This is a genomic window from Pseudomonas lalucatii, from assembly GCF_018398425.1.
Classification (GTDB): domain Bacteria; phylum Pseudomonadota; class Gammaproteobacteria; order Pseudomonadales; family Pseudomonadaceae; genus Aquipseudomonas; species Aquipseudomonas lalucatii.
The window spans coordinates 2,105,591-2,126,186 of the sequence record NZ_JADPMV010000001.1 but is presented as its reverse complement, the minus strand read 5'-3'; the positions used below and the strand labels follow the sequence as shown (position 1 = coordinate 2,126,186).

Annotated in this window: 19 protein-coding genes, 2 tRNA genes and 1 pseudogene; 12 read left to right on the top strand and 10 right to left on the bottom strand. The window is 67.1% G+C overall.

The annotated features are described in order from the left end of the window. Window positions 1-64 precede the first annotated feature (64 nt). Window positions 65-151 (bottom strand) — tRNA-Leu (locus I0D00_RS09690). A gap of 79 nt (window positions 152-230) precedes the next feature. Next, window positions 231-317: transfer RNA gene (locus I0D00_RS09685), tRNA-Leu, on the bottom strand. 206 nt (window positions 318-523) lie between these two features. Between I0D00_RS09685 and rnr the strand changes: the two genes are divergently transcribed. From rnr to dnaB, 7 genes are all read left to right on the top strand, one after another. Beyond that, window positions 524-3,064, top strand: a complete 2,541-nt coding sequence (rnr, locus tag I0D00_RS09680; protein WP_213639511.1) for a ribonuclease R — start codon at window positions 524-526, stop codon at window positions 3,062-3,064. Next, window positions 3,061-3,816: a 23S rRNA (guanosine(2251)-2'-O)-methyltransferase RlmB gene (rlmB, locus tag I0D00_RS09675; protein ID WP_213639510.1), complete on the top strand. Its 756-nt coding sequence runs from the start codon at window positions 3,061-3,063 to the stop codon at window positions 3,814-3,816. Before rnr ends, rlmB begins: the two co-directional genes overlap by 4 nt. Window positions 3,817-4,029: 213 nt before the next feature. After that, complete coding sequence (gene rpsF, locus I0D00_RS09670; RefSeq protein ID WP_213639509.1) at window positions 4,030-4,455, top strand: 30S ribosomal protein S6; 426 nt, start codon at window positions 4,030-4,032, stop codon at window positions 4,453-4,455. 28 nt (window positions 4,456-4,483) lie between these two features. After that, window positions 4,484-4,714 carry a 30S ribosomal protein S18 gene (gene rpsR, locus I0D00_RS09665; protein ID WP_213639508.1) on the top strand — a complete coding sequence of 77 codons (231 nt, stop codon included), beginning with the start codon at window positions 4,484-4,486 and terminating at the stop codon, window positions 4,712-4,714. Between the two features lie 36 nt (window positions 4,715-4,750). Next, entirely contained in the window at window positions 4,751-5,644 is an 894-nt protein-coding gene (locus I0D00_RS09660) for a hypothetical protein (protein ID WP_213639507.1), read from the top strand. Between the two features lie 21 nt (window positions 5,645-5,665). Next, entirely contained in the window at window positions 5,666-6,112 is a 447-nt protein-coding gene (gene rplI / locus I0D00_RS09655) for a 50S ribosomal protein L9 (protein WP_213639506.1), read from the top strand. Between the two features lie 117 nt (window positions 6,113-6,229). Beyond that, a complete protein-coding gene (gene dnaB, locus I0D00_RS09650; RefSeq protein WP_213639505.1) occupies window positions 6,230-7,624 on the top strand; it encodes a replicative DNA helicase in 1,395 nt (464 codons plus the stop codon). 20 nt (window positions 7,625-7,644) lie between these two features. Here dnaB and I0D00_RS09645 read toward each other — a convergent pair whose 3' ends face one another. From I0D00_RS09645 to I0D00_RS09635, 3 genes are all read right to left on the bottom strand, one after another. Then, window positions 7,645-8,346: a helix-turn-helix transcriptional regulator gene (locus I0D00_RS09645; RefSeq protein ID WP_213639504.1), complete on the bottom strand. Its 702-nt coding sequence runs from the start codon at window positions 8,344-8,346 to the stop codon at window positions 7,645-7,647. A gap of 64 nt (window positions 8,347-8,410) precedes the next feature. Continuing rightward, window positions 8,411-8,776 (bottom strand): VOC family protein, encoded by a 366-nt coding sequence (locus tag I0D00_RS09640; RefSeq protein WP_213639503.1) that lies wholly within the window; start codon window positions 8,774-8,776, stop codon window positions 8,411-8,413. Window positions 8,777-8,983: 207 nt separating this feature from the next. Continuing rightward, window positions 8,984-10,885 carry a diguanylate cyclase domain-containing protein gene (locus I0D00_RS09635; RefSeq protein ID WP_338050403.1) on the bottom strand — a complete coding sequence of 634 codons (1,902 nt, stop codon included), beginning with the start codon at window positions 10,883-10,885 and terminating at the stop codon, window positions 8,984-8,986. A gap of 197 nt (window positions 10,886-11,082) precedes the next feature. Here I0D00_RS09635 and I0D00_RS09630 point away from each other — a divergent pair, with 197 nt between their 5' ends. Continuing rightward, window positions 11,083-13,389 carry a YgiQ family radical SAM protein gene (locus tag I0D00_RS09630; RefSeq protein WP_213639501.1) on the top strand — a complete coding sequence of 769 codons (2,307 nt, stop codon included), beginning with the start codon at window positions 11,083-11,085 and terminating at the stop codon, window positions 13,387-13,389. A 96-nt stretch (window positions 13,390-13,485) separates the two neighbouring features. On the opposite strand, the gene I0D00_RS09625 is transcribed toward I0D00_RS09630, so the two are convergent. The 3 genes from I0D00_RS09625 to I0D00_RS09615 form a co-directional block, all read right to left on the bottom strand. Then, window positions 13,486-14,745, bottom strand: a complete 1,260-nt coding sequence (locus I0D00_RS09625) for an Hsp70 family protein (RefSeq protein ID WP_213639500.1) — start codon at window positions 14,743-14,745, stop codon at window positions 13,486-13,488. A gap of 102 nt (window positions 14,746-14,847) precedes the next feature. After that, a complete protein-coding gene (locus tag I0D00_RS09620; RefSeq protein WP_213639499.1) occupies window positions 14,848-15,285 on the bottom strand; it encodes a YqaA family protein in 438 nt (145 codons plus the stop codon). A gap of 39 nt (window positions 15,286-15,324) precedes the next feature. Next, a complete protein-coding gene (locus tag I0D00_RS09615) occupies window positions 15,325-16,044 on the bottom strand; it encodes a VC0807 family protein (protein WP_213639498.1) in 720 nt (239 codons plus the stop codon). 322 nt (window positions 16,045-16,366) lie between these two features. On the opposite strand from I0D00_RS09615, the gene I0D00_RS09610 reads away from it, so the two are divergent. From I0D00_RS09610 to I0D00_RS09595, 4 genes are all read left to right on the top strand, one after another. Then, entirely contained in the window at window positions 16,367-17,221 is an 855-nt protein-coding gene (locus I0D00_RS09610) for a substrate-binding domain-containing protein (RefSeq protein ID WP_213639497.1), read from the top strand. A 119-nt stretch (window positions 17,222-17,340) separates the two neighbouring features. Continuing rightward, window positions 17,341-17,607 carry a DksA/TraR family C4-type zinc finger protein gene (locus I0D00_RS09605; protein WP_213639496.1) on the top strand — a complete coding sequence of 89 codons (267 nt, stop codon included), beginning with the start codon at window positions 17,341-17,343 and terminating at the stop codon, window positions 17,605-17,607. A gap of 216 nt (window positions 17,608-17,823) precedes the next feature. Beyond that, entirely contained in the window at window positions 17,824-18,555 is a 732-nt protein-coding gene (locus I0D00_RS09600) for a transporter substrate-binding domain-containing protein (protein ID WP_213639495.1), read from the top strand. 158 nt (window positions 18,556-18,713) lie between these two features. Beyond that, window positions 18,714-19,454: a substrate-binding periplasmic protein gene (locus I0D00_RS09595; protein ID WP_213639494.1), complete on the top strand. Its 741-nt coding sequence runs from the start codon at window positions 18,714-18,716 to the stop codon at window positions 19,452-19,454. A gap of 64 nt (window positions 19,455-19,518) precedes the next feature. Here I0D00_RS09595 and I0D00_RS09590 read toward each other — a convergent pair. Both I0D00_RS09590 and I0D00_RS09585 read right to left on the bottom strand, forming a co-directional pair. Then, window positions 19,519-20,043: pseudogene (locus tag I0D00_RS09590) on the bottom strand (N-acetyltransferase family protein); the annotation flags it as partial. Between the two features lie 7 nt (window positions 20,044-20,050). Continuing rightward, window positions 20,051-20,584, bottom strand: coding sequence for a GNAT family N-acetyltransferase (locus I0D00_RS09585; RefSeq protein ID WP_213639493.1), 534 nt, complete (start codon window positions 20,582-20,584; stop codon window positions 20,051-20,053). Between the last annotated feature and the right edge of the window lie 12 nt (window positions 20,585-20,596).

The window sequence follows — 20,596 nt, the reverse complement described above, 5'->3', positions numbered from 1 at the left end:
TGCCTTATCGTGGGGTAAACGTCAGGCATAAAAAACCGAGTCATCGACTCGGTTTTTTAGAATTTGGTGCCCAGGAGAAGACTCGAACTTCCACGATCTTGCGATCACTGATACCTGAAACCAGCGCGTCTACCAATTCCGCCACCTGGGCACTGCTACAATGTTCGTCGTTGCCGGCACGGATCACTGCGTCCGTTTGTTACTCGCCGAACCTGAGGTTCGGTTTGAAATGGTGCCCAGGAGAAGACTCGAACTTCCACGATCTTGCGATCACTGATACCTGAAACCAGCGCGTCTACCAATTCCGCCACCTGGGCACTGAAACCGATGAATGCTCATCTGCTTCGTGTTACAACGTCTGCTCGACGCTGTGGGCGCGAACTATACGGTCGCCCATGGGGCTTGTAAACCCCTAGGCGGCAAGAAATTTTATTCTGCATGCCGGGCTGACCCGAACCCTGGTTTCGCGCTTCAATAGACATATGGCAAACCGACGTTATATAGAAAAGGTGAACTCCCTCTAATGGCCGATTGGCAATCCCTCGATCCCGAGGCCGCTCGCGAGGCGGAAAAATACGAAAACCCCATTCCCAGCCGCGAGCTGATTCTGCAGCACCTCGCCGAGCGTGGCGAACCGGCCAACCGCGAGCAACTGCTCGACGAGTTCGGTCTCGACACCGACGAGCAGATCGAAGCCCTGCGCCGCCGCCTGCGCGCCATGGAGCGCGATGGCCAGCTGATCTACACCCGCCGCGGCACCTACGCGCCGGTGGACAAGCTGGACCTGATCCTCGGCCGGGTCAGCGGCCACCGCGACGGCTTCGGCTTCCTGGTGCCCGACGACGGCAGCGACGACCTGTTCTTGAGTCCCGCGCAGATGCGCCTGGTGTTCGACGGCGACCGTGCCCTGGCGCGCGTCTCCGGCCTCGATCGGCGCGGTCGCCGCGAGGGCGCGATCGTCGAGGTGATCTCCCGCGCCCACGAGACCATAGTCGGTCGCTACTACGAGGAGAGCGGCATCGGCTTCGTGGTGGCCGACAACCCGAAGATCCAGCAGGAGGTGCTGGTCACCCCGGGGCGTAACGCCGGGGCCAAGCAGGGCCAGTTCGTCGAGGTGAAGATCACCCACTGGCCGACCCCGCGCTTCCAGCCCCAGGGCGACGTGCTCGAGGTGGTCGGCAACTACATGGCCCCGGGCATGGAGATCGATGTGGCGCTGCGCAGCTACGACATTCCCCATGTCTGGCCGGAGGCGGTGCTCAAGGAAGCGCGCAAGCTCAAGCCCGAGGTCGAGGAGAAGGACAAGGAAAAGCGCATCGACCTGCGCCACCTGCCGTTCGTCACCATCGATGGCGAGGACGCCCGCGACTTCGACGATGCGGTGTACTGCGAGAAGAGCGGCAGCAACTGGCGCCTGTTCTCCGGCGGCTGGAAGCTCTACGTGGCCATCGCCGACGTCTCCCACTATGTGAAGGTGGATTCGGCGCTGGATGCCGAGGCCCAGGTGCGCGGCAACTCGGTGTACTTCCCCGAGCGGGTGATCCCGATGCTGCCGGAGGAGCTGTCCAACGGCCTGTGCTCGCTCAATCCCCAGGTCGATCGCCTGGCGATGGTCTGCGAGATCAGCATCTCCAAGACCGGCAAGATGACCGACTACTGCTTCTACGAGGCGGTGATCCACTCCCATGCGCGGCTGACCTACAACAAGGTCAGCGCCATGCTCGAGCAGCCCAAGAGCAGCGAGGGCAAGGCCCTGCGTGGCGAGTACAAGGAGGTGCTGCCGCACCTCAAGCAGCTCTACTCGCTGTACCAGGTGCTGTTGGCCGCCCGCCATGAGCGCGGTGCCATCGATTTCGAGACCCAGGAAACCCGCATCATCTTCGGCTCCGGGCGCAAGATCGCCGAGATCCGTCCGACCCAGCGCAACGACGCGCACAAGCTGATCGAGGAATGCATGCTGGCGGCCAACGTCGCCACCGCGGCGTTCATGCAGAAGCACGAGATTCCGGCGCTGTACCGGGTGCATGACGGTCCGCCGCCCGAGCGCCTGGAGAAGCTCAAGGCCTTCCTCACCGAACTCGGCCTGTCGCTGCACCGCGGCAAGGCCAAGGAGGGGCCGTCGCCCAAGGACTACCAGGCGCTGCTGGAGAGCATCCGCGAGCGTCCGGACTACCACCTGATCCAGACCGTGATGCTGCGCTCGCTGAGCCAGGCGGTGTACAGCGCCGACAATCAGGGCCACTTCGGCTTGAACTACGACGCCTATGCCCACTTCACCTCGCCGATTCGCCGCTACCCGGACCTGCTGATCCATCGGGCGATCCGCAGCGTGATCCGTTCCAAGCAGGATACCTCGCACGTCAAGCGCGCCGGCGCGGTGAGCATGCCCAAGGCGCGCATCTATCCGTATGACGAGCCGACCCTGGAGCAGCTCGGCGAGCAGTGCTCGATGTCCGAGCGGCGCGCCGACGAGGCGACCCGCGACGTGGTGAACTGGCTCAAGTGCGAGTTCATGAAGGATCGGGTCGGCGAGACCTTCCCCGGGGTGATCACCGCGGTGACCGGCTTCGGCCTGTTCGTCGAGCTCACCGACATCTACGTCGAAGGCCTGGTGCATGTCACTGCGCTGCCGGGCGACTACTACCACTTCGATCCGGTGCATCATCGCCTGGCCGGCGAGCGCAGCGGCCGCAGCTTCCGCCTCGGCGATACGGTCGCGGTGAAGGTCATGCGGGTCGACCTGGACGAGCGCAAGATCGACTTCGAGCTGGCCCCGAGCGCCAGCCCGGAGCCGGCAGGGCGCCGGCGCGGCGGGTTCGAGTCCGCTCCCGCCAGGGGCGGGCGTCGCGGCGAGCGGGCGGCCGCGGGCAACACCGACGTCGAGAAGAGTCGCGAGCTGAAGAAGGCCCTGCTGAGCGAGTCCAAGAGCAAGTCCGCCAAGGGGCGCGGCGGCCAGGCCGAAGCGGGCAAGGGCACCAAGCCCAGCAAGCACCGCAAGGGACCGCCGAAGGCGGAGTCCGGCGGCAATGGCGGCGGGCCGCGCAAGCGTAAGGCGAAGTCATGAGCCAGTTGGAGAAGATCTACGGCGTGCACGCCGTGGAGGCGCTGCTGCGCCACCACCCCAAGCGGGTCAAGCAGGTCTGGCTGGCCGAGGGGCGCAGCGATCCGCGGGTGCAGGTGCTGATCGAGCTGGCGGCGCAGGCACGGGTCAGTGTCGGCCAGTGCGAGCGCCGCGAGATGGATGCCTGGGTCGAGGGCGTGCACCAGGGCGTGGTGGCGGATGTCAGTCCGAGCCAGGTGTGGGGCGAGGCGATGCTCGAGGAGCTGCTCGATCGCGCCGAAGGGCCGCCGCTGCTGCTGGTGCTCGATGGCGTGACCGACCCGCACAACCTCGGCGCCTGCCTGCGTACCGCCGACGCCGCCGGTGCGCTGGCGGTGATAGTGCCGAAGGACAAGTCGGCGACGCTCAATGCCACGGTGCGCAAGGTCGCCTGCGGCGCCGCCGAGGTGGTGCCCCTGGTGGCGGTGACCAACCTGGCGCGCAGCCTGGAGAAACTCCAGCAGCGCGGCCTGTGGGTGGTCGGCACCGCCGGCGAGGCCGAGCAGGAGCTGTACCAGCAGGACCTGACCGGACCCACAGTGCTGATCATGGGGGCCGAGGGCAAGGGCATGCGTCGCCTGACCCGCGAGCACTGCGACTACCTGGTGCGCCTGCCCATGGCCGGCAGCGTCAGCAGTCTGAACGTCTCGGTGGCCACCGGCGTCTGCCTGTTCGAGGCCCTGCGCCAGCGCCGGGGCAAGGCGCCGCAGGCCTGACGCCCGGGCGCCCCCGCGTGTGCGGGGCGCTGCAGTCGGTGCTGCTCAAATAATCACCAGTTCGCCTTGCGTGCGGCAGGGGGCTTCTCTAGAATGGCGCCCCTTGTCGTCACGGCAGGCGCCTTCGTGCCTTCCCTTCGGCAAGACCCACAGAGTCATTCACTCCTTGCCTGACCGCGCCACGTGGCAGGCTACAACCCGTAAGGAGCATTTATGCGTCATTACGAAATCATCTTTCTGGTTCACCCGGACCAGAGCGAGCAAGTCGGCGGCATGGTCGAGCGTTACACCAAGCTGATCGAAGAAGACGGCGGCAAGATCCACCGCCTGGAAGACTGGGGCCGTCGTCAGCTGGCTTACGCCATCAACAACGTCCACAAGGCACACTACGTGATGCTCAACGTCGAGTGCACCGGCAAGGCCCTGGCCGAGCTGGAAGACAACTTCCGTTACAACGATGCCGTGATCCGTAACCTGGTCATCCGTCGCGACGAAGCCGTTACCGGCCAGTCCGAGATGCTCAAGGCCGAAGAAAACCGCAGTGAGCGCCGCGAGCGTCGCGACCGTCCTGAAAGCGCCGAGTCCAGCGACAGCAGCGATGACAGCGACAGCAACGACAGCGACAACGCTGACGAGTAATTCACGGATCTATTGAGGAGCCAATCACATGGCACGTTTCTTCCGTCGTCGTAAATTCTGCCGTTTCACCGCAGAGAACGTGAAAGAGATCGATTTCAAAGATCTCAACACCCTGAAGGCCTACATCTCGGAAACCGGCAAGATCGTTCCTAGCCGTATCACCGGTACCAAGGCTCGTTATCAGCGTCAGCTGGCCACCGCTATCAAGCGCGCCCGCTTCCTGGCCCTGCTGCCCTACACCGACAGCCACGGCCGCTGAGACCGGATGTTCGACAAGTAGTAAGGGATAGATCGCATGCGTGCCTTGGCTGAATTCATCATGCGCGGCCGCATGCAGGCCACCCTGGTGGTGGTGGGTTCTGCGGCATTGCCGCTGCTGTTCTGGTTGAGTGCCGCCGCCGGAAGCCTGGTGCTTCTGCGGCGCGGTTCGAGCGATGCCCTGGGCATCCTCGCCTGGGCCCTGCTGCCGGCGATTGGCTGGTGGTATTTCGGTGAGCCGCGCACCTTGCTGGTGTTGCTCGGTGCGCTGGGGCTGGCGTTGTTGTTGCGCGCCGGCCAGTCCTGGAATCGTGTGCTGCTGTGCAGCGTGGCATTGGGCCTGGTGTATGGGCTGGTCTTGGGTGCGGTGTTCCGCGAACCCATCGAGGCAATGGCGGGGGAGCTGCAGAAGCTCCTGCCGCAGATGCTCGATGGGGTCCACCAACAGATGACGGTGGATGAGCGAGCGCGCCTGGAGAGCCTGATCGCACCGGTGCTGACCGGATTGCTGGCGGCCCTGCTGCAGATCGTCAGCCTGCTGAGCCTGATGCTTGGGCGTTACTGGCAGGCGCTGTTGTACAACCCCGGTGGTTTCGGGCGCGAGTTTCGCGCCCTGCGACTGCCGCCGGCGCCGGCGATGTTGCTGCTGGTCGGCTTGCTGCTCGGTCCCAATCTGGGGCCGCAGCTGGCGATGCTGACGCCGCTGTGCAGCGTGCCGCTGGCGTTTGCCGGTATCGGCCTGTTGCACGGGCTGGTGGCGCAGGGGCGACTGGCGAAGTTCTGGCTGGTCGGGCTGTACATCACGCTGCTGTTGTTCATGCAGCTGACCTATCCGTTACTGGTGGTCTTGGCCATCGTCGACAGTCTGTTTGATTTTCGTGGTCGCTTCGCGCGCAAGCACGGCGCGGGGCCCACGGACGGTGAAGGTTAAAAGTTAAGAGGTAAGACCCAAATGGAAGTCATCCTGCTGGAAAAAATCGCCAATCTGGGCAACCTGGGCGACAAAGTGAACGTTAAGGCCGGTTACGGCCGTAACTTCCTGCTGCCGCAAGGCAAGGCCACCGCCGCTACCGCCGCGAACGTCGCTGCGTTCGAAGCGCGTCGCGCCGAGCTGGAAAAGCTGGCTGCCGAGAAGAAGGCCTCCGCCGAAACTCGCGCCGCTCAGCTGGCCGAGCTGGAAGTCACCATCACCGCTACCGCGGGCGATGAGGGCAAGCTGTTCGGTTCTATCGGCACCCACGACATCGCCGACGCCCTGACCGCCTCCGGCGTGGAAGTGGCCAAGGCCGAAGTGCGTCTGCCGAACGGCACCATTCGCCAGGTTGGCGAATACGACGTGGCCGTGCACCTGCACACCGACGTCGAAGCAACCGTCAAGGTTGTCGTAGTCGCCGCCTAAGGCGTGCGACCAAGCGGGCTTGCGCTCAGGTGCAGGCTCGCTAACATCGGGCACGACATTGCGTAAGCGATGCCGTGCCCTTTGTTTTTCCTCCCCAGAATTTCTGCCCAGAGCCCTATGAACGACATCAGCATTCCCGAGCAGTACGACCTGCAGACCTCCGCCCTGAAGGTGCCGCCGCACTCGATCGAGGCCGAGCAGGCCGTGCTCGGCGGCCTGATGCTCGACAACAATGCCTGGGAACGGGTGCTCGATCAGGTCTCCGACGGCGACTTCTACCGCCACGACCACCGGCTGATCTTCCGCGCCATCTACAAGCTGGCCGAGCGCAACCAGCCGTTCGACGTGGTCACCCTGTCCGAGCAGCTGGACAAGGAGGGCCAGCTGGCCCAGGTCGGCGGCCTGGCCTACCTCGGCGAGCTGGCCAAGAACACCCCCTCGGTGGCCAACATCAAGGCCTATGCGCAAATCATCCGCGAGCGCGCCACCCTGCGCCAGCTGATCGGCATCAGCAGCGAGATCGCCGACAGCGCCTACGCCCCGGAAGGACGTACCGGCGCGGAGATTCTCGACGAGGCCGAGCGACTGATCTTCCAGATCGCCGAGGCGCGGCCGAAGACCGGCGGGCCGGTGGGGATCAACGACATCCTGGTCAAGGCCATCGACCGCATCGACACCCTGTTCAATGCCGGCGACGCCATCACCGGCCTGTCCACCGGCTTCACCGACCTGGACAACCTGACCAGCGGCCTGCAGCCGGCCGACATGATCATCGTCGCCGGACGTCCGTCCATGGGCAAGACCACCTTCGCCATGAACCTGGTGGAAAACGCTCTGATGCGCAGCGACAAGGCGGTGCTGGTGTACTCCCTGGAGATGCCCTCGGAATCCATCGTCATCCGTATGCTCGCCTCCCTGGGGCGCATCGACCAGACCAAGGTCCGCGCCGGCCGGCTGGACGACGACGACTGGCCGCGCCTGACCTCGGCGGTCAACCTGCTCAACGACCGCAAGCTGTTCATCGACGACACGGCGGGTATCTCGCCCTCGGAGATGCGCGCGCGCACCCGGCGCCTGGCCCGCGAGCACGGCGAGATCGGCCTGATCATGGTCGACTACCTGCAGCTGATGCAGATTCCCGGCTCCAGCGGCGACAGCCGGGTCAACGAGATCTCCGAGATCTCCCGCTCGCTCAAGGCCCTGGCCAAGGAGTTCAACTGCCCGGTGATCGCCCTGTCGCAGCTCAACCGCGGCCTGGAACAGCGCCCCAACAAGCGCCCGATCAACTCCGACCTGCGCGAATCCGGGGCGATCGAGCAGGACGCCGACATCATCATGTTCGTCTACCGCGACGAGGTCTATCACCCGGAGACCGAGTACAAGGGCGTGGCCGAGATCATCATCGGCAAGCAGCGGAACGGCCCGCTGGGGACCGCGCGCCTGGCCTTCCTCGGCAAATACTCGCGCTTCGAGAACCTGGCGCCGGGCAGCTACCAGTTCGACGACGAATAGGCGGCGCCGGTCCGCAGCGCTCAGGATTTGTAGCGTGGGGCCAATGCCGCGTTGCCCAGATAGGGTGCCAGGTAGTCCGCCAGGCGCTGGCCCTCTGCGGTCTCGAAGCTTTCCTCGGTGTCGTTGAGATGCTCCACTCGGTCGATGCGGAAGTTGCGAAAGTCATTGCGCAATTCGCACCAGCTGCACAGGGTCCAGGTCTGGCCCCAGAAGAACAGACCCAGGGGCCAGATGCGGCGCAGGCTGGCCTGACCGTTTTCGTCGCGGTAGCCGAGCTGCAGTTTGCGCCGCTGACGTATCGCCTGACGCACCTGTGCGAGCCAGTGCACCGGGTAATGATTCACCTCGGGGGCGAATAGCTGGTTGCGGTTGAATTCGTCGCGCAGGGCGTTGGGCAGTACGCCGTGGATCTTCGCCAGGGCCGATTCGGCGGCCCGGCGCAGTTGTGGGTCGGCCCAGGCCTTGACCATCTGCGCACCGATCAGCAGGGCCTCGATCTCCTCGCGCTCGAACATCAGTGGCGGCAGGTCCATGGGTTGGCGCAGCACATAGCCGACCCCGGCCTCGCCCTCCAGCGGCACGCCGGAAAGCGACAGGTCCTGGATGTCCCGATAGATGGTGCGCACCGATACCTGCAGGCGCTCGGCCAGCCACTGGGCGGTGGTCAGCCGGCGGCTGCGCAGGAACTGCACGATCTGAAACAGACGGTCGGCGCGCCTCATGACCCTTCCCTGATTAACGGGCTGGCCGGCCTCTGGGAGGACGACCAGCAGGTGCGAGGTGGCTTTAGGACATGCTGTGCAGGCCCACCTCATTGCCTTCGCTGTCTTTTATCACGGCGATAAAGCCATGGGGGGCGATGGACATCTTGCCTTGGATAATCACCCCGCCCGCGGCCGGCACCCGGTTCACCACGGCATCCAATTGCCCTTCCACGTTCAGGTAGACACGCGTGCCGCCTACGCCGCTCTGCTGTTCGGCCGAGTCGCTCAGGCAGCCGCCCACACCAGTTTCCGGGGCATGGGGGAACAGGGCCATGCGACCGCCCATGCCCTCGATCACCTCCAGCGACCTGGCCAGGACCCGCTCATAGAAATTGTGGGCGCGCTCGAAGTCGCCGACGAACAGTTCGAACCAGTTAAGTGCATTCATCTTCTCTCTCCTTGAAAGGCAGTGGTGTCAGCAGGTCGACGCCAGGGGGCGCTCTTCAACCTGTCGAGGCCACTCTAGGCCAGGGCTACTGACAGCCTGCTGTCAGTAGCCTGCAGCCCCGCCGACTGCTGCCAATGGCGACCTGCGCCGGGCCTGTGGCAGGGGCATGCTCCTTGGGGGGCGGATAAGGCGGACGAGCCTGGGCGCTTAGCTCAGGCCGCTCGGTACGTTCAGCACGTCCAGCTGCAGGCGGGCGCTGCGGCTCAGCTCGCCGTCTTCTCCGCAGAGCCGCCAGCCCGAGCGGCCACGGGCCTTGACCCGGTACAGCGCCTCGTCGGCGGCCTTGTACAGGCCGGCGAAGGTGCTGGCGTGCTGGGGATAGAGCGCGCCGCCGATGCTGATGGTCACCGTGAGGCGTTCGGCGCCATAGCACACCGGCTGCGCCAGTTCGCTCAGCAGGCGCTCGGCGACTTCCCGGGCGTGGGCTTCGGCATCGGCGCCGCACAGCAGCACGGCGAACTCGTCGCCGCCCAGGCGTGCCACCGTATCGCCGCTGCGCAGATGCAGGCGCAGGCGCTTGGCCACTTCCTGCAGCACCAGGTCGCCGGCGTCGTGGCCGAATCTGTCGTTGATCGGTTTGAAGTGATCGAGGTCGATCAGCAGCAGGGCCACGACCTCGCCGTGGCGTTCGGCGTGGGCCAGGGCGGAGCCGCTGCGCTCGACCAGATAGCGGCGGTTGGGCAGTTCGGTCAGGGCGTCGTGAAAAGCGGCATGCTGCAGCTCCTGCTCCCGTAGCCGCAGGCGTGCGTTGGCCGCCGCCAGCTCGGCGGTGCGTCGCGCCACGGCGCTCTGCAGCTCGTCGGCATTGGCCTGGGCCAGGGCCAGGCGCGCGGTCTTTTCCCGGTCCGCCTGGCGCAGGGCCGCGGTTTTCTCCTGCTTCAGCAGCTGGATGCGGTAGGCCAGGGCGAAGGAGAACAGGATCGACTCGGCGGCGACCGCCAGGGGAAAAACGTAGGCATTGAGCGCCGAGGGTTGCAGCAGTCCGGTGGCGCGCAGCAACAGGATGCCGATGCTGCCGAGCACCAGGCCGTAGCCGCCGAGGTACAGCAGGGCGGGGAAGAAGCCCTGGCGCCAGCGGATCAGGGCGCTGCCCAGCGCCGCGGGGATGCTGGTCAGCGACAGCAGGGCGATGATCCAGGCGGCCGGGCCGCGCAGGTCGAGGGCGTTCAGGGCGATGGCGGCGACATAGGCCAGGCAGGCCATGTTCAGCAGCTGGTGGGCCCAGGGCACGTGGCGCCGGGTCTGCAGCAGGGTCTGGGTGAAACGGCTGGCACACAGGCCCCAGAGCGAGGGCAGGGTGATGCGGTCCAGCCAGAACGGTACCTCCTGGCCAGGCCACAGGTACTGGAAGCCGTGACCGGTCATGCTGAGGATGAACAGCAGTGCGCAGGCGGTGGTCAGCACGTACCAGAAGTAGGCGCTGTCGCGCAGGCTGAAGAGGATGAACAGGTTGTACAACAGCAGGGCGGCGATCACCCCGTAGACCAGGCCCAGGCCGAGGTTTTCCCGGGCGGCGACGCGGTCGAGTTCCGCGATCTGCCAGGCGCGCAGGGGGAAGGAGTTGCCGGCGGGGTCGTAGGTGCGCAGGTAGAGCGTCAGCGGCTGCGTGTCCAGCGGTGGCAGGCGGACCACCGCGCGCCGGTAGGGATGGTCGCGTCCCGCGGCGAAGCTCGCCCGCTCGCCGGACTGGCGCTGCTGCCAGCCGCCGCGGCCGTCGGGAAGAAAGAGCTGCAGGTCCAGCAGGGTCACCGCGCCGACTTCCAGCCACCAGTCACCCGGCGCATCGGCGCTGCGCGCCAGCTCCAGCTTGATCCACCAGGGATGGCGACTCTGGCCGACGCTGGCGCGTCCCGCGGCGGGGCGAAAGCGCGCCTGGATGGCGGGGTCGGCCATGTCGTCGATGCCCAGCTGGGCGCCGACATCTTCCAGCAGTTCGATGTGCCGATTGAGCGAGCGGCCGCTGTCGTCTGCGCTCAGCAGCGCGGGGGCCGCCCAGGCACCCGCGGCCAGGCCCAGCCACAGGACCAGCGAGGAGATCAACTGCCGCACTGCAAACCCCCTATCCCGGCTCAGGCTGCGCCGGTGTCTTCTGGCCGGAGTATAGCCATAAGCCATCGGCGCAATCACCCGTGGCTGTCGCCGCGGCGGGGGCGAATTCCCCGGCAAAACCCAGTGCGGTCGTCGGGTTTGGTCAAAATTTGTGCTATATTCCGCGCCCGATCCAATCCGCCCCCTCGGTCAAGACCATGCAAGCAGCCAAGCCGTTGTTCGACTATCCAAAATACTGGGCCGAGTGCTTCGGCCCGGCGCCTTTCCTGCCGATGAGCCGGGAAGAGATGGATCAGCTCGGCTGGGACAGCTGCGACATCATCATCGTCACCGGGGATGCCTACGTCGATCATCCCTCGTTCGGCATGGCCATCATCGGCCGCCTGCTCGAGGCCCAGGGCTTTCGCGTGGGCATCATCGCCCAGCCGGACTGGCAGTCGAAAGACGATTTCATGAAGCTCGGCGAGCCCAACCTGTTCTTCGGCGTCGCCGCCGGCAACATGGACTCGATGATCAACCGCTACACCGCCGACAAGAAGATCCGCTCGGACGACGCCTACACCCCCGGCGGCCTGGCCGGCAAGCGTCCCGATCGCGCCAGCCTGGTGTACAGCCAGCGCTGCAAGGAAGCCTACAAGCACGTGCCGATCGTCCTCGGCGGCATCGAGGCCTCGCTGCGGCGGATCGCCCACTACGACTACTGGCAGGACAAGGTGCGCCACTCGATCCTGATCGACGCCTGCGCCGACATCCTGCTGTACGGCAACGCCGAGCGCGCGGTGGTGGAGATCGCCCAGCGCATTGCCGCGGGCGAGTCGCTCGAGACGATCAACGACATCCGCGGCACCGCCTTCATCCGCCGCGACACGCCCGAGGGCTGGCTGGAGATCGACTCCACGCGCATCGACCGCCCGGGCAAGATCGACAAGATCATCAACCCCTACGTCAACACCCAGGACACCGCCGCCTGCGCCATCGAGCAGGAGAAAGGGCCGGTCGAGGACCCCAATGCGGCCAAGGTGGTGCAGTTGCTGCCGCACCCGCGCCTGGAGCGCGACAGGACGGTGATCCGCCTGCCGTCCTTCGAGAAGGTGCGCGGCGACGCGGTGCTCTACGCCCACGCCAACCGCGTGCTGCACCTGGAGACCAACCCGGGCAACGCCCGCGCCCTGGTGCAGAAGCACGGCGAGGTGGACGTGTGGTTCAACCCGCCACCCATCCCCATGACCACCGAGGAGATGGACTACGTGTTCGGCATGCCCTATGCGCGGGTGCCGCACCCGGCCTATGGCAAGGAGAAGATCCCGGCCTACGAGATGATCCGCTTCTCGGTCAACATCATGCGCGGCTGCTTCGGCGGCTGCACCTTCTGCTCGATCACCGAGCACGAGGGGCGGATCATCCAGAACCGCTCCCACGAGTCGATCCTCCACGAGATCGAGGAGATGCGCGACAAGGTGCCGGGCTTCACCGGGGTGGTTTCCGACCTGGGCGGGCCGACCGCCAACATGTACCGCATCGCCTGCAAGGACCCGGAGATCGAGAAGCACTGCCGCAAACCGTCCTGCGTGTTTCCCGGCATCTGCGAGAACCTCAACACCGACCATTCGTCCCTGATCGAGCTGTACCGCAAGGCCCGCGCCCTGCCCGGGGTGAAGAAGATCCTGATCGCCTCGGGATTGCGCTACGACCTGGCCGTGGAGTCGCCGGAATACGTCAAGGAGCTGGTCACCCACCATGTCGGCGGCTACCTGAAGATCGCCCCGGAGCACACCGAGCGCGGCCCGCTGGACAAGATGATGAAGCCGGGCATCGGCAGCTACGACAAGTTCAAGCGCATGTTCGAGAAGTACTCCAAGGAGGCGGGCAAGGAGCAGTACCTGATCCCCTACTTCATCGCCGCCCATCCTGGGACGACCGACGAGGACATGATGAACCTCGCCCTGTGGCTCAAGCGCAACGATTTCCGCGCCGACCAGGTGCAGGCCTTCTACCCCTCGCCGATGGCCACCGCCACCGCCATGTACCACTCGGGCAAGAACCCGCTGCGCAAGGTCACCTACAAGAGCGACGGCGTGAGCATCGTCAAGAGCGAGCAGCAGCGCCGCCTGCACAAGGCCTTCCTGCGCTACCACGACCCCCGTGGTTGGCCGCTGCTGCGCGAGGCCCTGGAGCGCATGGGGCGCGGCGACCTGATCGGCCCGGGCAAGCACCAGCTGATCCCCTTGCACCAGCCGGCCAGCGACAGCTACCAGAGCGCGCGACGGAAGAACTCCACCCCGGCCGGCAGCAAGAAGGTCGGCGCCCAGGGCAAGACGGTCGGCAAGATCCTCACCCAGCACAGCGGCCTGCCGCCGCGCGGCAGCGACGGCAGCAAGCCCTGGGACAAGCGCGAGCAGGCCAAGGCCGCGGCCGAGGCGCGGGCCAAGGCCGAGCGCAGCGGCAAGGGCGCGGACAAGAAGGGTGGCAAGAAGCCGGCCAAGCGCCCGGTGGCGCCGCGCTGACAGTCTCGCAAGGGGGCGTCGACCCAACCGCTAAAACAAAGAACGCCAGCGTGAAGCTGGCGTTTTTGTTGCGGCTCGGCCCCGTTGTGGCCTGATTCAGCCGTAGCGCTTGTGCGCCTCGATGGCCAGGCCGCTGCCGATGCTGCCGAAGTTGTTGCCCTCCACATGGCGGGCAGTGGGCAGCAGCGCCGCCACGGCCCGGCGCAGCGCCGGGATGCCGCTGGAGCCGCCGGTGAAGAACACCGTATCGACCCGCTCGACGCCGGCGCTGTCCAGCAACTGCCCGACACTGGCGCGCACGCGCTGCAGCAGCGGCGCGATGGCGCCCTCGAACAGTTCGCGGCTCAGCTCGGCGACCAGGCCCGGCTCGACGCGCCGCAGGTCGATGGACCTGCTGGCGCATTCGGTGAGGGCGATCTTGCTGTCCTCCACCTGCATCGCCAGCCAGTGTCCGGCGCGCTGCTCGATCAGGCTGAACAGGCGGTCGATGCCGGTCGGGTCGAGGATGTCGTAGCGCATGCTCTGCAGCTGGCGCTGCGACTGCGCCGAATAGACGGCGTTGATGGTATGCCAGGTGGCCAGGTTGAGGTGGTGGCTGGTGGGCATCGGCGCGTCGCTCTTCATCCGGCTGCCGTAGCCGAACAGCGGCATCACCCCGGCCAGCGAGAGCTGCTTGTCGAAGTCGGTGCCGCCGACATGCACGCCGCCGGTGGCGAGGATGTCGTCCTGGCGCTCGGCGATGGCGCGGCGCTCGGGCGCCAGGCGCACCAGGGAGAAGTCCGAGGTGCCGCCGCCGATGTCGACGATCAGCACCAGTTCCTCGCGCTCGATGCCGGCCTCGTAGTCGAAGGCCGCGGCGATGGGCTCGTACTGGAACGACACCTCCTTGAACCCGAGCTTGTGCGCCACCGCCACCAGGGTGTTCTGCGCCTCCAGGTCGGCGACCGGGTCATCGTCGACGAAGAACACCGGGCGGCCCAGCACCACTTCCTCGAACGGCCGCTGGGCCACCGCCTCGGCGCGCTGCTTGAGCTGGCCGATGAACAGGCCGAGCAGGTCCTTGAACGGCAGGGCGCTGCCCAGCACCGTGGTCTCGCTCTTGAGCAGCTTGGAACCCAGCAGGCTCTTCAGCGAGCGCATCAGCCGGCCTTCGTAGCCTTCCAGGTATTCGTGCAGGGCCAGGCGGCCGTAGACCGGGCGGCGCTCCTCGAAATTGAAGAAGAGCACAGAGGGCAGGGTGATCTTGCCGTCCTCCAGGGCGATCAGGCGGTCGGCGCCGGGGCGCTGCCAGCCGACGGTGGAGTTGGAGGTGCCGAAGTCGATGCCGCAGGCGCGGGCGGGGGTGGAGAAAGACATGCTGCGCGCTGTTCCAGAAAAACGGCCGCGCATTCTATGTGAGGCCGCCGCAGAATGCTGCCCCGATCATCGCCTCTGACGACGGGGGACGGCTGCCGTCGTTCAGCCCCAGCCCAGGGTCAGTGCCGCCAGCACGGCGTAGCGCCCGGTCTTGGCCAGGCCGACGAGCAGCAGGAAGCGCCAGAGCGGCTCGCGCATGATGCCGGCGGCCAGGGTCAGGGGGTCGCCGATCACGGGCATCCAGCTGAGCAGCAGCGACCAGTGGCCGTAGTGCCCGTACCAGCCCTGGGCGCGCTCCAGCTGGCGCTGGCTCAGGGGGAACCAGCGCCGGTGGCGCAAGTGTTCGAGGTAGCGGCCCAGCAGCCAGTTGAGCAGCGCGCCGAGCACGTTGCCGGCGCTGGCCACCGCCAGCAGGGCCCCGACCGGGTAGGCCTCGCCGAGCAGCAGGCCGACCAGTACCGCCTCGGACTGCAGCGGCAGCAGGGTCGCGGCGCCCAGCGCGGAGAGAAACAGGCCGAGATAGGCCGAGAGCGTCAGCATGCCGAGCGGGTCAGGGCCGGGTGCGCCGTCCGGGGCGGATCAGGACTGCGATTCCGGCGCGGCGTGGGCCATGATCTCTTCCAGCTTGAGGCCGGTGAGGCCGTGGATGGTGCGCCACAGGTAGTAGAAGATGGCCATCAGCATGATCATCGAGGGGATGGCGATCATCGGGTAGCTGAGCAGGTTCATGCGGCCCAACTCGGCGTTGAACGCCTCGCTGCCGGCCGGGCTGACCACTATCCACTTGGCCAGGGCGTAGTTCATCGCCGAGGAGAAGAAGAAGGTCCCGCTCAGCCAGTAGGTGGCGCGCAGCAGGCGGGCCTCGAAGGCCGCGGTGTGGCCGCCCTGCTCAAGGCGGTCGTGGATCTTGTCGACGTCCAGCACCGAGCGGTTGAGCAGCATGGTGCGGATCAGCGGGTAGCGCGTGTAGGTGGAGACCAGCACGGCGATGCCGATCAGTCCGGGTACCGCGGCTTCCTTGATCGCCAGCCACTGGTTGTCCAGCTTGAGCAGGCCGATGCCGCCGGTGAGCAGTACGCTGATCAGGCCGAGCAGGGCGATGAAGTTGAACTTGCGGTACTTGAGCAGCTCGAAACAGCCCCAGCCGAGGGGGAACGCCAGGGCCAGCACCAGCGCGCCGTCGGCGCCGAGGCGGGCCTCGCCGCTGAATTTCATCAGGATCAGCGAGGGGATCAGAATGCTGATCAGCAGGTCGATCAGGGGGCGGGGCTTGTGCGTGGCGACGGTGATATCGGTCATGTCTCGTTCGAAAGCCGGGGAAGAGTGCCGATGATCGCCTGCCTGGGGCGTGGCCGCCAGTCCGATTGTCGGCCGGACTGTGACAAGGTTGTGCAGAGCGCCGGGGTGGTGGGGCCGGGCGCATGCGCGGTGTTCGCCTCGCGCCACCGCCGCTGGCGGCACGGATGCTTTGATACTAAAGTGATATCACCTGCGATGTAGTGGTCATCGTGACCGCGGGAGTCCGATCATGCAGTCCTTTCCGGCTGTACGTCGGTTCGCCTGGCTCTGTGCGCTGTGCACAGTCTGGGTGGGGCCGATTTCGGCAAAGGAGTGCATCGGTGTGGTGACCGCCAGCGCCCATGTTTTTTGGCGGCAAGTGGAGGCCGGTGCCCGCCAGGCGGCGCTGGACCTTGGCGTAGAGCTCTATCTGCGCGGGCCACGGCGCGAGGGCAGCGTGGCGACGCAGCTGCGGCTGATCGACAAGGTGCTGGAACAGGGCTGCAGGGCCTTGGTCATCGCCCCGGCCGGTCCGCAGATCAATGCCCGGGTCAGCGAGCTCAAGGGCCAGGGGGTGCTGACCTTCTATATCGACCGCGATGTCGGCGGCGGCGATGCGCAGGCGCTGATCGCCACCGACAACTACCGTGCCGGCCAGGCGGCCGGCCGCTACGTGGTGCAGCGTCTGGGCGGCAAGGGCCGGGTGGGGATGATCCGCATGACCCCGGAGATTCCCTCGACCAGCGCCCGCCAGCGGGGCTTCGTCCAGGCGGTGCGGGCGGCAGGCCTGGCCATCGTCTTCGACCGTCACCTCGGTGATCCGCCGCAGGCGACCCTCGAGGCCCTGGTGCAGGAGCTGCCGAGGCTCGATGCACTGTTCACTCCCAATGGTTCCTCGACCCGCCAGGTCTATGCCGCCTTGCTGCGCCTGCAGAGCGCCGGGCGCGTGCTGCACCTGGGATTCGACGCCGATCCGTTGTTGCTGGAGGCCCTGGGCAGCGGTCAGATTGCCGCGCTGATGGTCCAGCAGCCCTACCGCATGGGCTATCAGGGCGTGCTGCTGGCCCACCAGGCCTTGCGCGAAAAGCGGCTGGAGCCGCGGCGGCGCGAGGTCGAGCTGGAGGCCGTACTGGTGACGCGGGACAACCTCGACAGTCCGTCGATCAGGGCCCTGCTGGCGCCGCTCGAGCGCCGTTAGCCCGCGTGCGCGGCCTGTCGCCGTGGGGCTGCTCCGCTCCAGCCGATGACCTGCCCTTGTAAAACCGCGGCGGGACGTGCATATCTAGCGGCTATGGGTTCGAGACTGGAGAGGTGGCTATGGCCGGTGGCTGGGCAAGTGACGGGGCGGTGCAGGAACAGATCGACAGCAGCATCGAGGACGCCATCGCCCGCGCCCGTAGCCAGCTGCCCAGGGGCGAAAGCCTGAGCCATTGCGAGGAGTGCGACGCGAGCATTCCCGAGGCGCGGCGGCGGGCCATTCCCGGCGTGCGCCTGTGCGTGGCCTGCCAGTCCGAGCATGACCAGCAGCGGCAGGCCAGCGGGGGCTATAACCGCCGCGGCAGCAAGGACAGCCAGTTGCGTTGAGCCGCCGCAGCGCTTGCCGCCGTCCCGGGGCCAGCGCCCTCCGGGTAGCCGGCGCTGGCCGCGCGTCCTTTCGCATGTTCCCGAAGTCGAGCAGACTGGCGCCCTGACGCTGGCGGACGCGGCCGTGAGGTGCGGCGGGCGGCGACTGGTACGGTGGGCGCCCTGCGCCGCATGGATGGGAGTGATGATGTTCCGTAGTTTCCGAGGGCGAGCGGCATGGGCCTGCGCCTAGCTGGCGTCGCGCTCTGCTGGCTCGTCGCCTGGGGGGCGGTTGCCGCCGAGCCGATCACGGTGGCCTGGCGCGACAAGGCGCCCTATCACTATCGGGAAAATGGTCGTGCCCAGGGTTTCCTGCTGTTGCGTGCCCGGCGCCTCTTCGCCCGGGCCGAGGTGCCGGCGCTGTTCGTCGAGCGCCCGTCCAAGCGCATCTGGCGGGATTTCCAGCGCGGAACCCGGGGCTTCTGTTCGATAGGCTGGTACCGTCTGCCGGAACGGGAGCGGCTCGCCCAGTTCAGCCTGCCCTTCCATGCCGACCCGCCGCACACGCTGCTGGCCAGCGCTGCGGCGCTTCCGGCGATCCAGGAGCATGGAAGCTTCGCCTCGCTGCTGGCCGATCCGGACATCAGCCTCGGCGTGGTGGACGGGGTGTCCTATGGCCCTGAGCTGGATGCGTTGATCGCGCGCAGCGCCAACCGGGTCGTGCGCGTCACCGTGGCGCCGTCCGGTCTGATGCAGATGGTGGCCGCCAATCGCATGGCCTATATGCTGGCCGACCAGGCCGACTGGCATTATCAGCGGAGCCGGGAGGCGGGCTTGGGCGGACTCGCCGAGTACGGTTTCCCCGACATGCCGCCGGGGCTCCAGCGCCATATCCTGTGCAGCAGGGACGTGCCGATCGAGGTGATGGGCCGGCTCAACCGGGCCATCACGGCGTTGGCGGCGCCATGAGGGGCGGGCAAGGCTCGGGCCGGCTTGCCAAGGTCCGCACGAGGGCGCTCTGCCGTGACCGGCAGCGTCCGGCGGCAGCGAGTGCCGCGCACAGAGGAGTGCAGATCTTGTCGGGAATGCGAGGGGCGTGGGTGGGGTTGAGGTGCGCGCTGTGGGCGATGGCGCTGACGCTGCTCGGCGGCGTGCCCGGCCATGCGCTGGAGCTGACGCTCTACACCGAGGAGAATCCGCCGCTGAACTTCAGCCGGGATGGCCGGCTCGGCGGTTTTTCCATGGAGATCATCCAGACCCTGTCGGCGCGCACCGGCGACCCGGTGCGGATCGAGTTGGGGCCCTGGACCCGGGGCTATACCAAGGCTCGACGCGAGGCGAATGCCGGGGTGTTCACCACGGCGCGCATACCGAGCCGCGAGTCGGCCTTCCAGTGGGTGGGGCCTCTGACCCAGACCCTCACGCGCTTCTACGTCCGCAAGGGCTCAGGCCTGCGCTTCGGCGACCTGGCGGACGCCCGGGCGGCTCGGCTGGTGCTGCCCCGGCAGTGGTACAGCTACGAGTACCTGCGGTCCCGGGGCTTCGACAATATCTATACGGTGGCGTCCGCCGAGATCATGATGCAGATGTTCCGCCAGGGCCGTGCCGATGTGCTGGCAGCCAGCGACATCGCCCTGCCGGGCCTGCTCGCCATGGTGGGCATGACGGCGGACCAGGTCGAGGCGCAGTTCGTCTTCCTCCGTCACGAATCCTATCTGGCGCTCTCGCCGAAGACGGACCCCGCCGTGGTCCGTCGCTGGCAGGCGGCCCTCGACGAACTGAAGCGCGATGGCGGCTTTGCCGCCACCTATGGGCGCTGGTTCGCCGAGCCGAATGTCCCGCCGCGCCTGCTGGAGACCACGCCTTAGCGCTGGCGCCGGTACCGTCTGGCCGGCGCCCGGCTGTCTCCGGCCCAGTCTGACGCCCCCCCGGCCCGGGCAGCCGCTTGAAGTAGAGGGCGGTCGGGTGCAGCTCGCCGTCCGGGCTGCAGGCGTAGTCCGGGACTTCGCCCGCGCGGCTGTAGCCGAGGGCCTGATAGAAGGTTTCCGCCGTCGAGCCGGCCTGGGTATCGAGAAACAGCAGTCCACGCCCGTGTCGCCGGGCCGCCTGCTCCACGGCGGCCATCAGTCGCTGGCCGAGGCCGCGGCGCTGCTGAGGGTGCAGGACCAGCAGCTTCTGCACCTCGGCGCGATTGCGGCCGTTGGCCTTCTGACACAGGTTCAGTTGCACGCAGGCCAGCAGTTGCTCGTTCTCCACCGCCACCCACAACAGCAGATGGCCCTGGCCGACAGCGGCGAGCACCTCGTCGAGATAACGTTCGACCTGCAGCTCATCCAGGTTCGCGAGAAACCCCACCGACGCGCCCTGGGCCACGGCGTCGCGCAGCAGGGCGCCCAGCCCCGGGCGGTAGCGGGCGAAGCGTGCGGCGCTGACGCGGTGCAGCTGCAGGCTGCTCATGCGCCGTTCAGGGCTTTCCATTGGTCGGTGGCTCCATGCCGGGGTCGAGGATCAGCTGCATAAAGGTCAGGTCGAGCCAGCGGCCGAACTTGCAGCCGACCTGGGGCATCTGCCCGCTGATGACGAAGCCCAGGCGCCGGTGCAGGCGGATCGAGGCGTCGTTGCCGCTCTCGATGGCCGCGACCATCACGTGCTTGCCGCAGGCCCGGGCGCGCTCGATCAGCGCCGCCAGCAGGGCCGGGCCCAGGCCCTGGCCGCGCTGGTCGGTGCGCACGTAGAGCGAATGCTCGACGCTGTGGCGGAAGCCGGCGAACGGCCGCCAGTCGCCGAAGGTGGCATAACCGAGCACGGCGCCCTGGCCGTCCTCGGCCACCAGGATCGGGTAACCTTGCAGGGTGCGGGCGTCGAACCAGGCGCGCCGGTTGGCCAGGTCGACCGGCGCGTCGTTCCAGATCGCCGTGGAGTGGCGCACGGCATCGTTGTAGATGGCCAGGATGGCGGGCAGGTCGGCGACCCTGGCGTCGCGAATCGAATGGGGCATGGCGGCCTCAGG

Bases quoted from the DNA above. Each gene is read 5' to 3' on its own strand.
- rnr (WP_213639511.1), top strand. From the start codon at position 524: ATGGCCGATTGGCAATCCCTCGATCCCGAGGCCGCTCGCGAGGCGGAA.
- rlmB (WP_213639510.1), top strand. From the start codon at position 3,061: ATGAGCCAGTTGGAGAAGATCTACGGCGTGCACGCCGTGGAGGCGCTG.
- rpsF (WP_213639509.1), top strand. From the start codon at position 4,030: ATGCGTCATTACGAAATCATCTTTCTGGTTCACCCGGACCAGAGCGAG.
- rpsR (WP_213639508.1), top strand. From the start codon at position 4,484: ATGGCACGTTTCTTCCGTCGTCGTAAATTCTGCCGTTTCACCGCAGAG.
- I0D00_RS09660 (WP_213639507.1), top strand. From the start codon at position 4,751: ATGCGTGCCTTGGCTGAATTCATCATGCGCGGCCGCATGCAGGCCACC.
- rplI (WP_213639506.1), top strand. From the start codon at position 5,666: ATGGAAGTCATCCTGCTGGAAAAAATCGCCAATCTGGGCAACCTGGGC.
- dnaB (WP_213639505.1), top strand. From the start codon at position 6,230: ATGAACGACATCAGCATTCCCGAGCAGTACGACCTGCAGACCTCCGCC.
- I0D00_RS09645 (WP_213639504.1), bottom strand. From the start codon at position 8,346: ATGAGGCGCGCCGACCGTCTGTTTCAGATCGTGCAGTTCCTGCGCAGC.
- I0D00_RS09640 (WP_213639503.1), bottom strand. From the start codon at position 8,776: ATGAATGCACTTAACTGGTTCGAACTGTTCGTCGGCGACTTCGAGCGC.
- I0D00_RS09630 (WP_213639501.1), top strand. From the start codon at position 11,083: ATGCAAGCAGCCAAGCCGTTGTTCGACTATCCAAAATACTGGGCCGAG.
- I0D00_RS09625 (WP_213639500.1), bottom strand. From the start codon at position 14,745: ATGTCTTTCTCCACCCCCGCCCGCGCCTGCGGCATCGACTTCGGCACC.
- I0D00_RS09620 (WP_213639499.1), bottom strand. From the start codon at position 15,285: ATGCTGACGCTCTCGGCCTATCTCGGCCTGTTTCTCTCCGCGCTGGGC.
- I0D00_RS09615 (WP_213639498.1), bottom strand. From the start codon at position 16,044: ATGACCGATATCACCGTCGCCACGCACAAGCCCCGCCCCCTGATCGAC.
- I0D00_RS09605 (WP_213639496.1), top strand. From the start codon at position 17,341: ATGGCCGGTGGCTGGGCAAGTGACGGGGCGGTGCAGGAACAGATCGAC.
- I0D00_RS09600 (WP_213639495.1), top strand. From the start codon at position 17,824: ATGGGCCTGCGCCTAGCTGGCGTCGCGCTCTGCTGGCTCGTCGCCTGG.
- I0D00_RS09595 (WP_213639494.1), top strand. From the start codon at position 18,714: ATGGCGCTGACGCTGCTCGGCGGCGTGCCCGGCCATGCGCTGGAGCTG.
- I0D00_RS09585 (WP_213639493.1), bottom strand. From the start codon at position 20,584: ATGCCCCATTCGATTCGCGACGCCAGGGTCGCCGACCTGCCCGCCATC.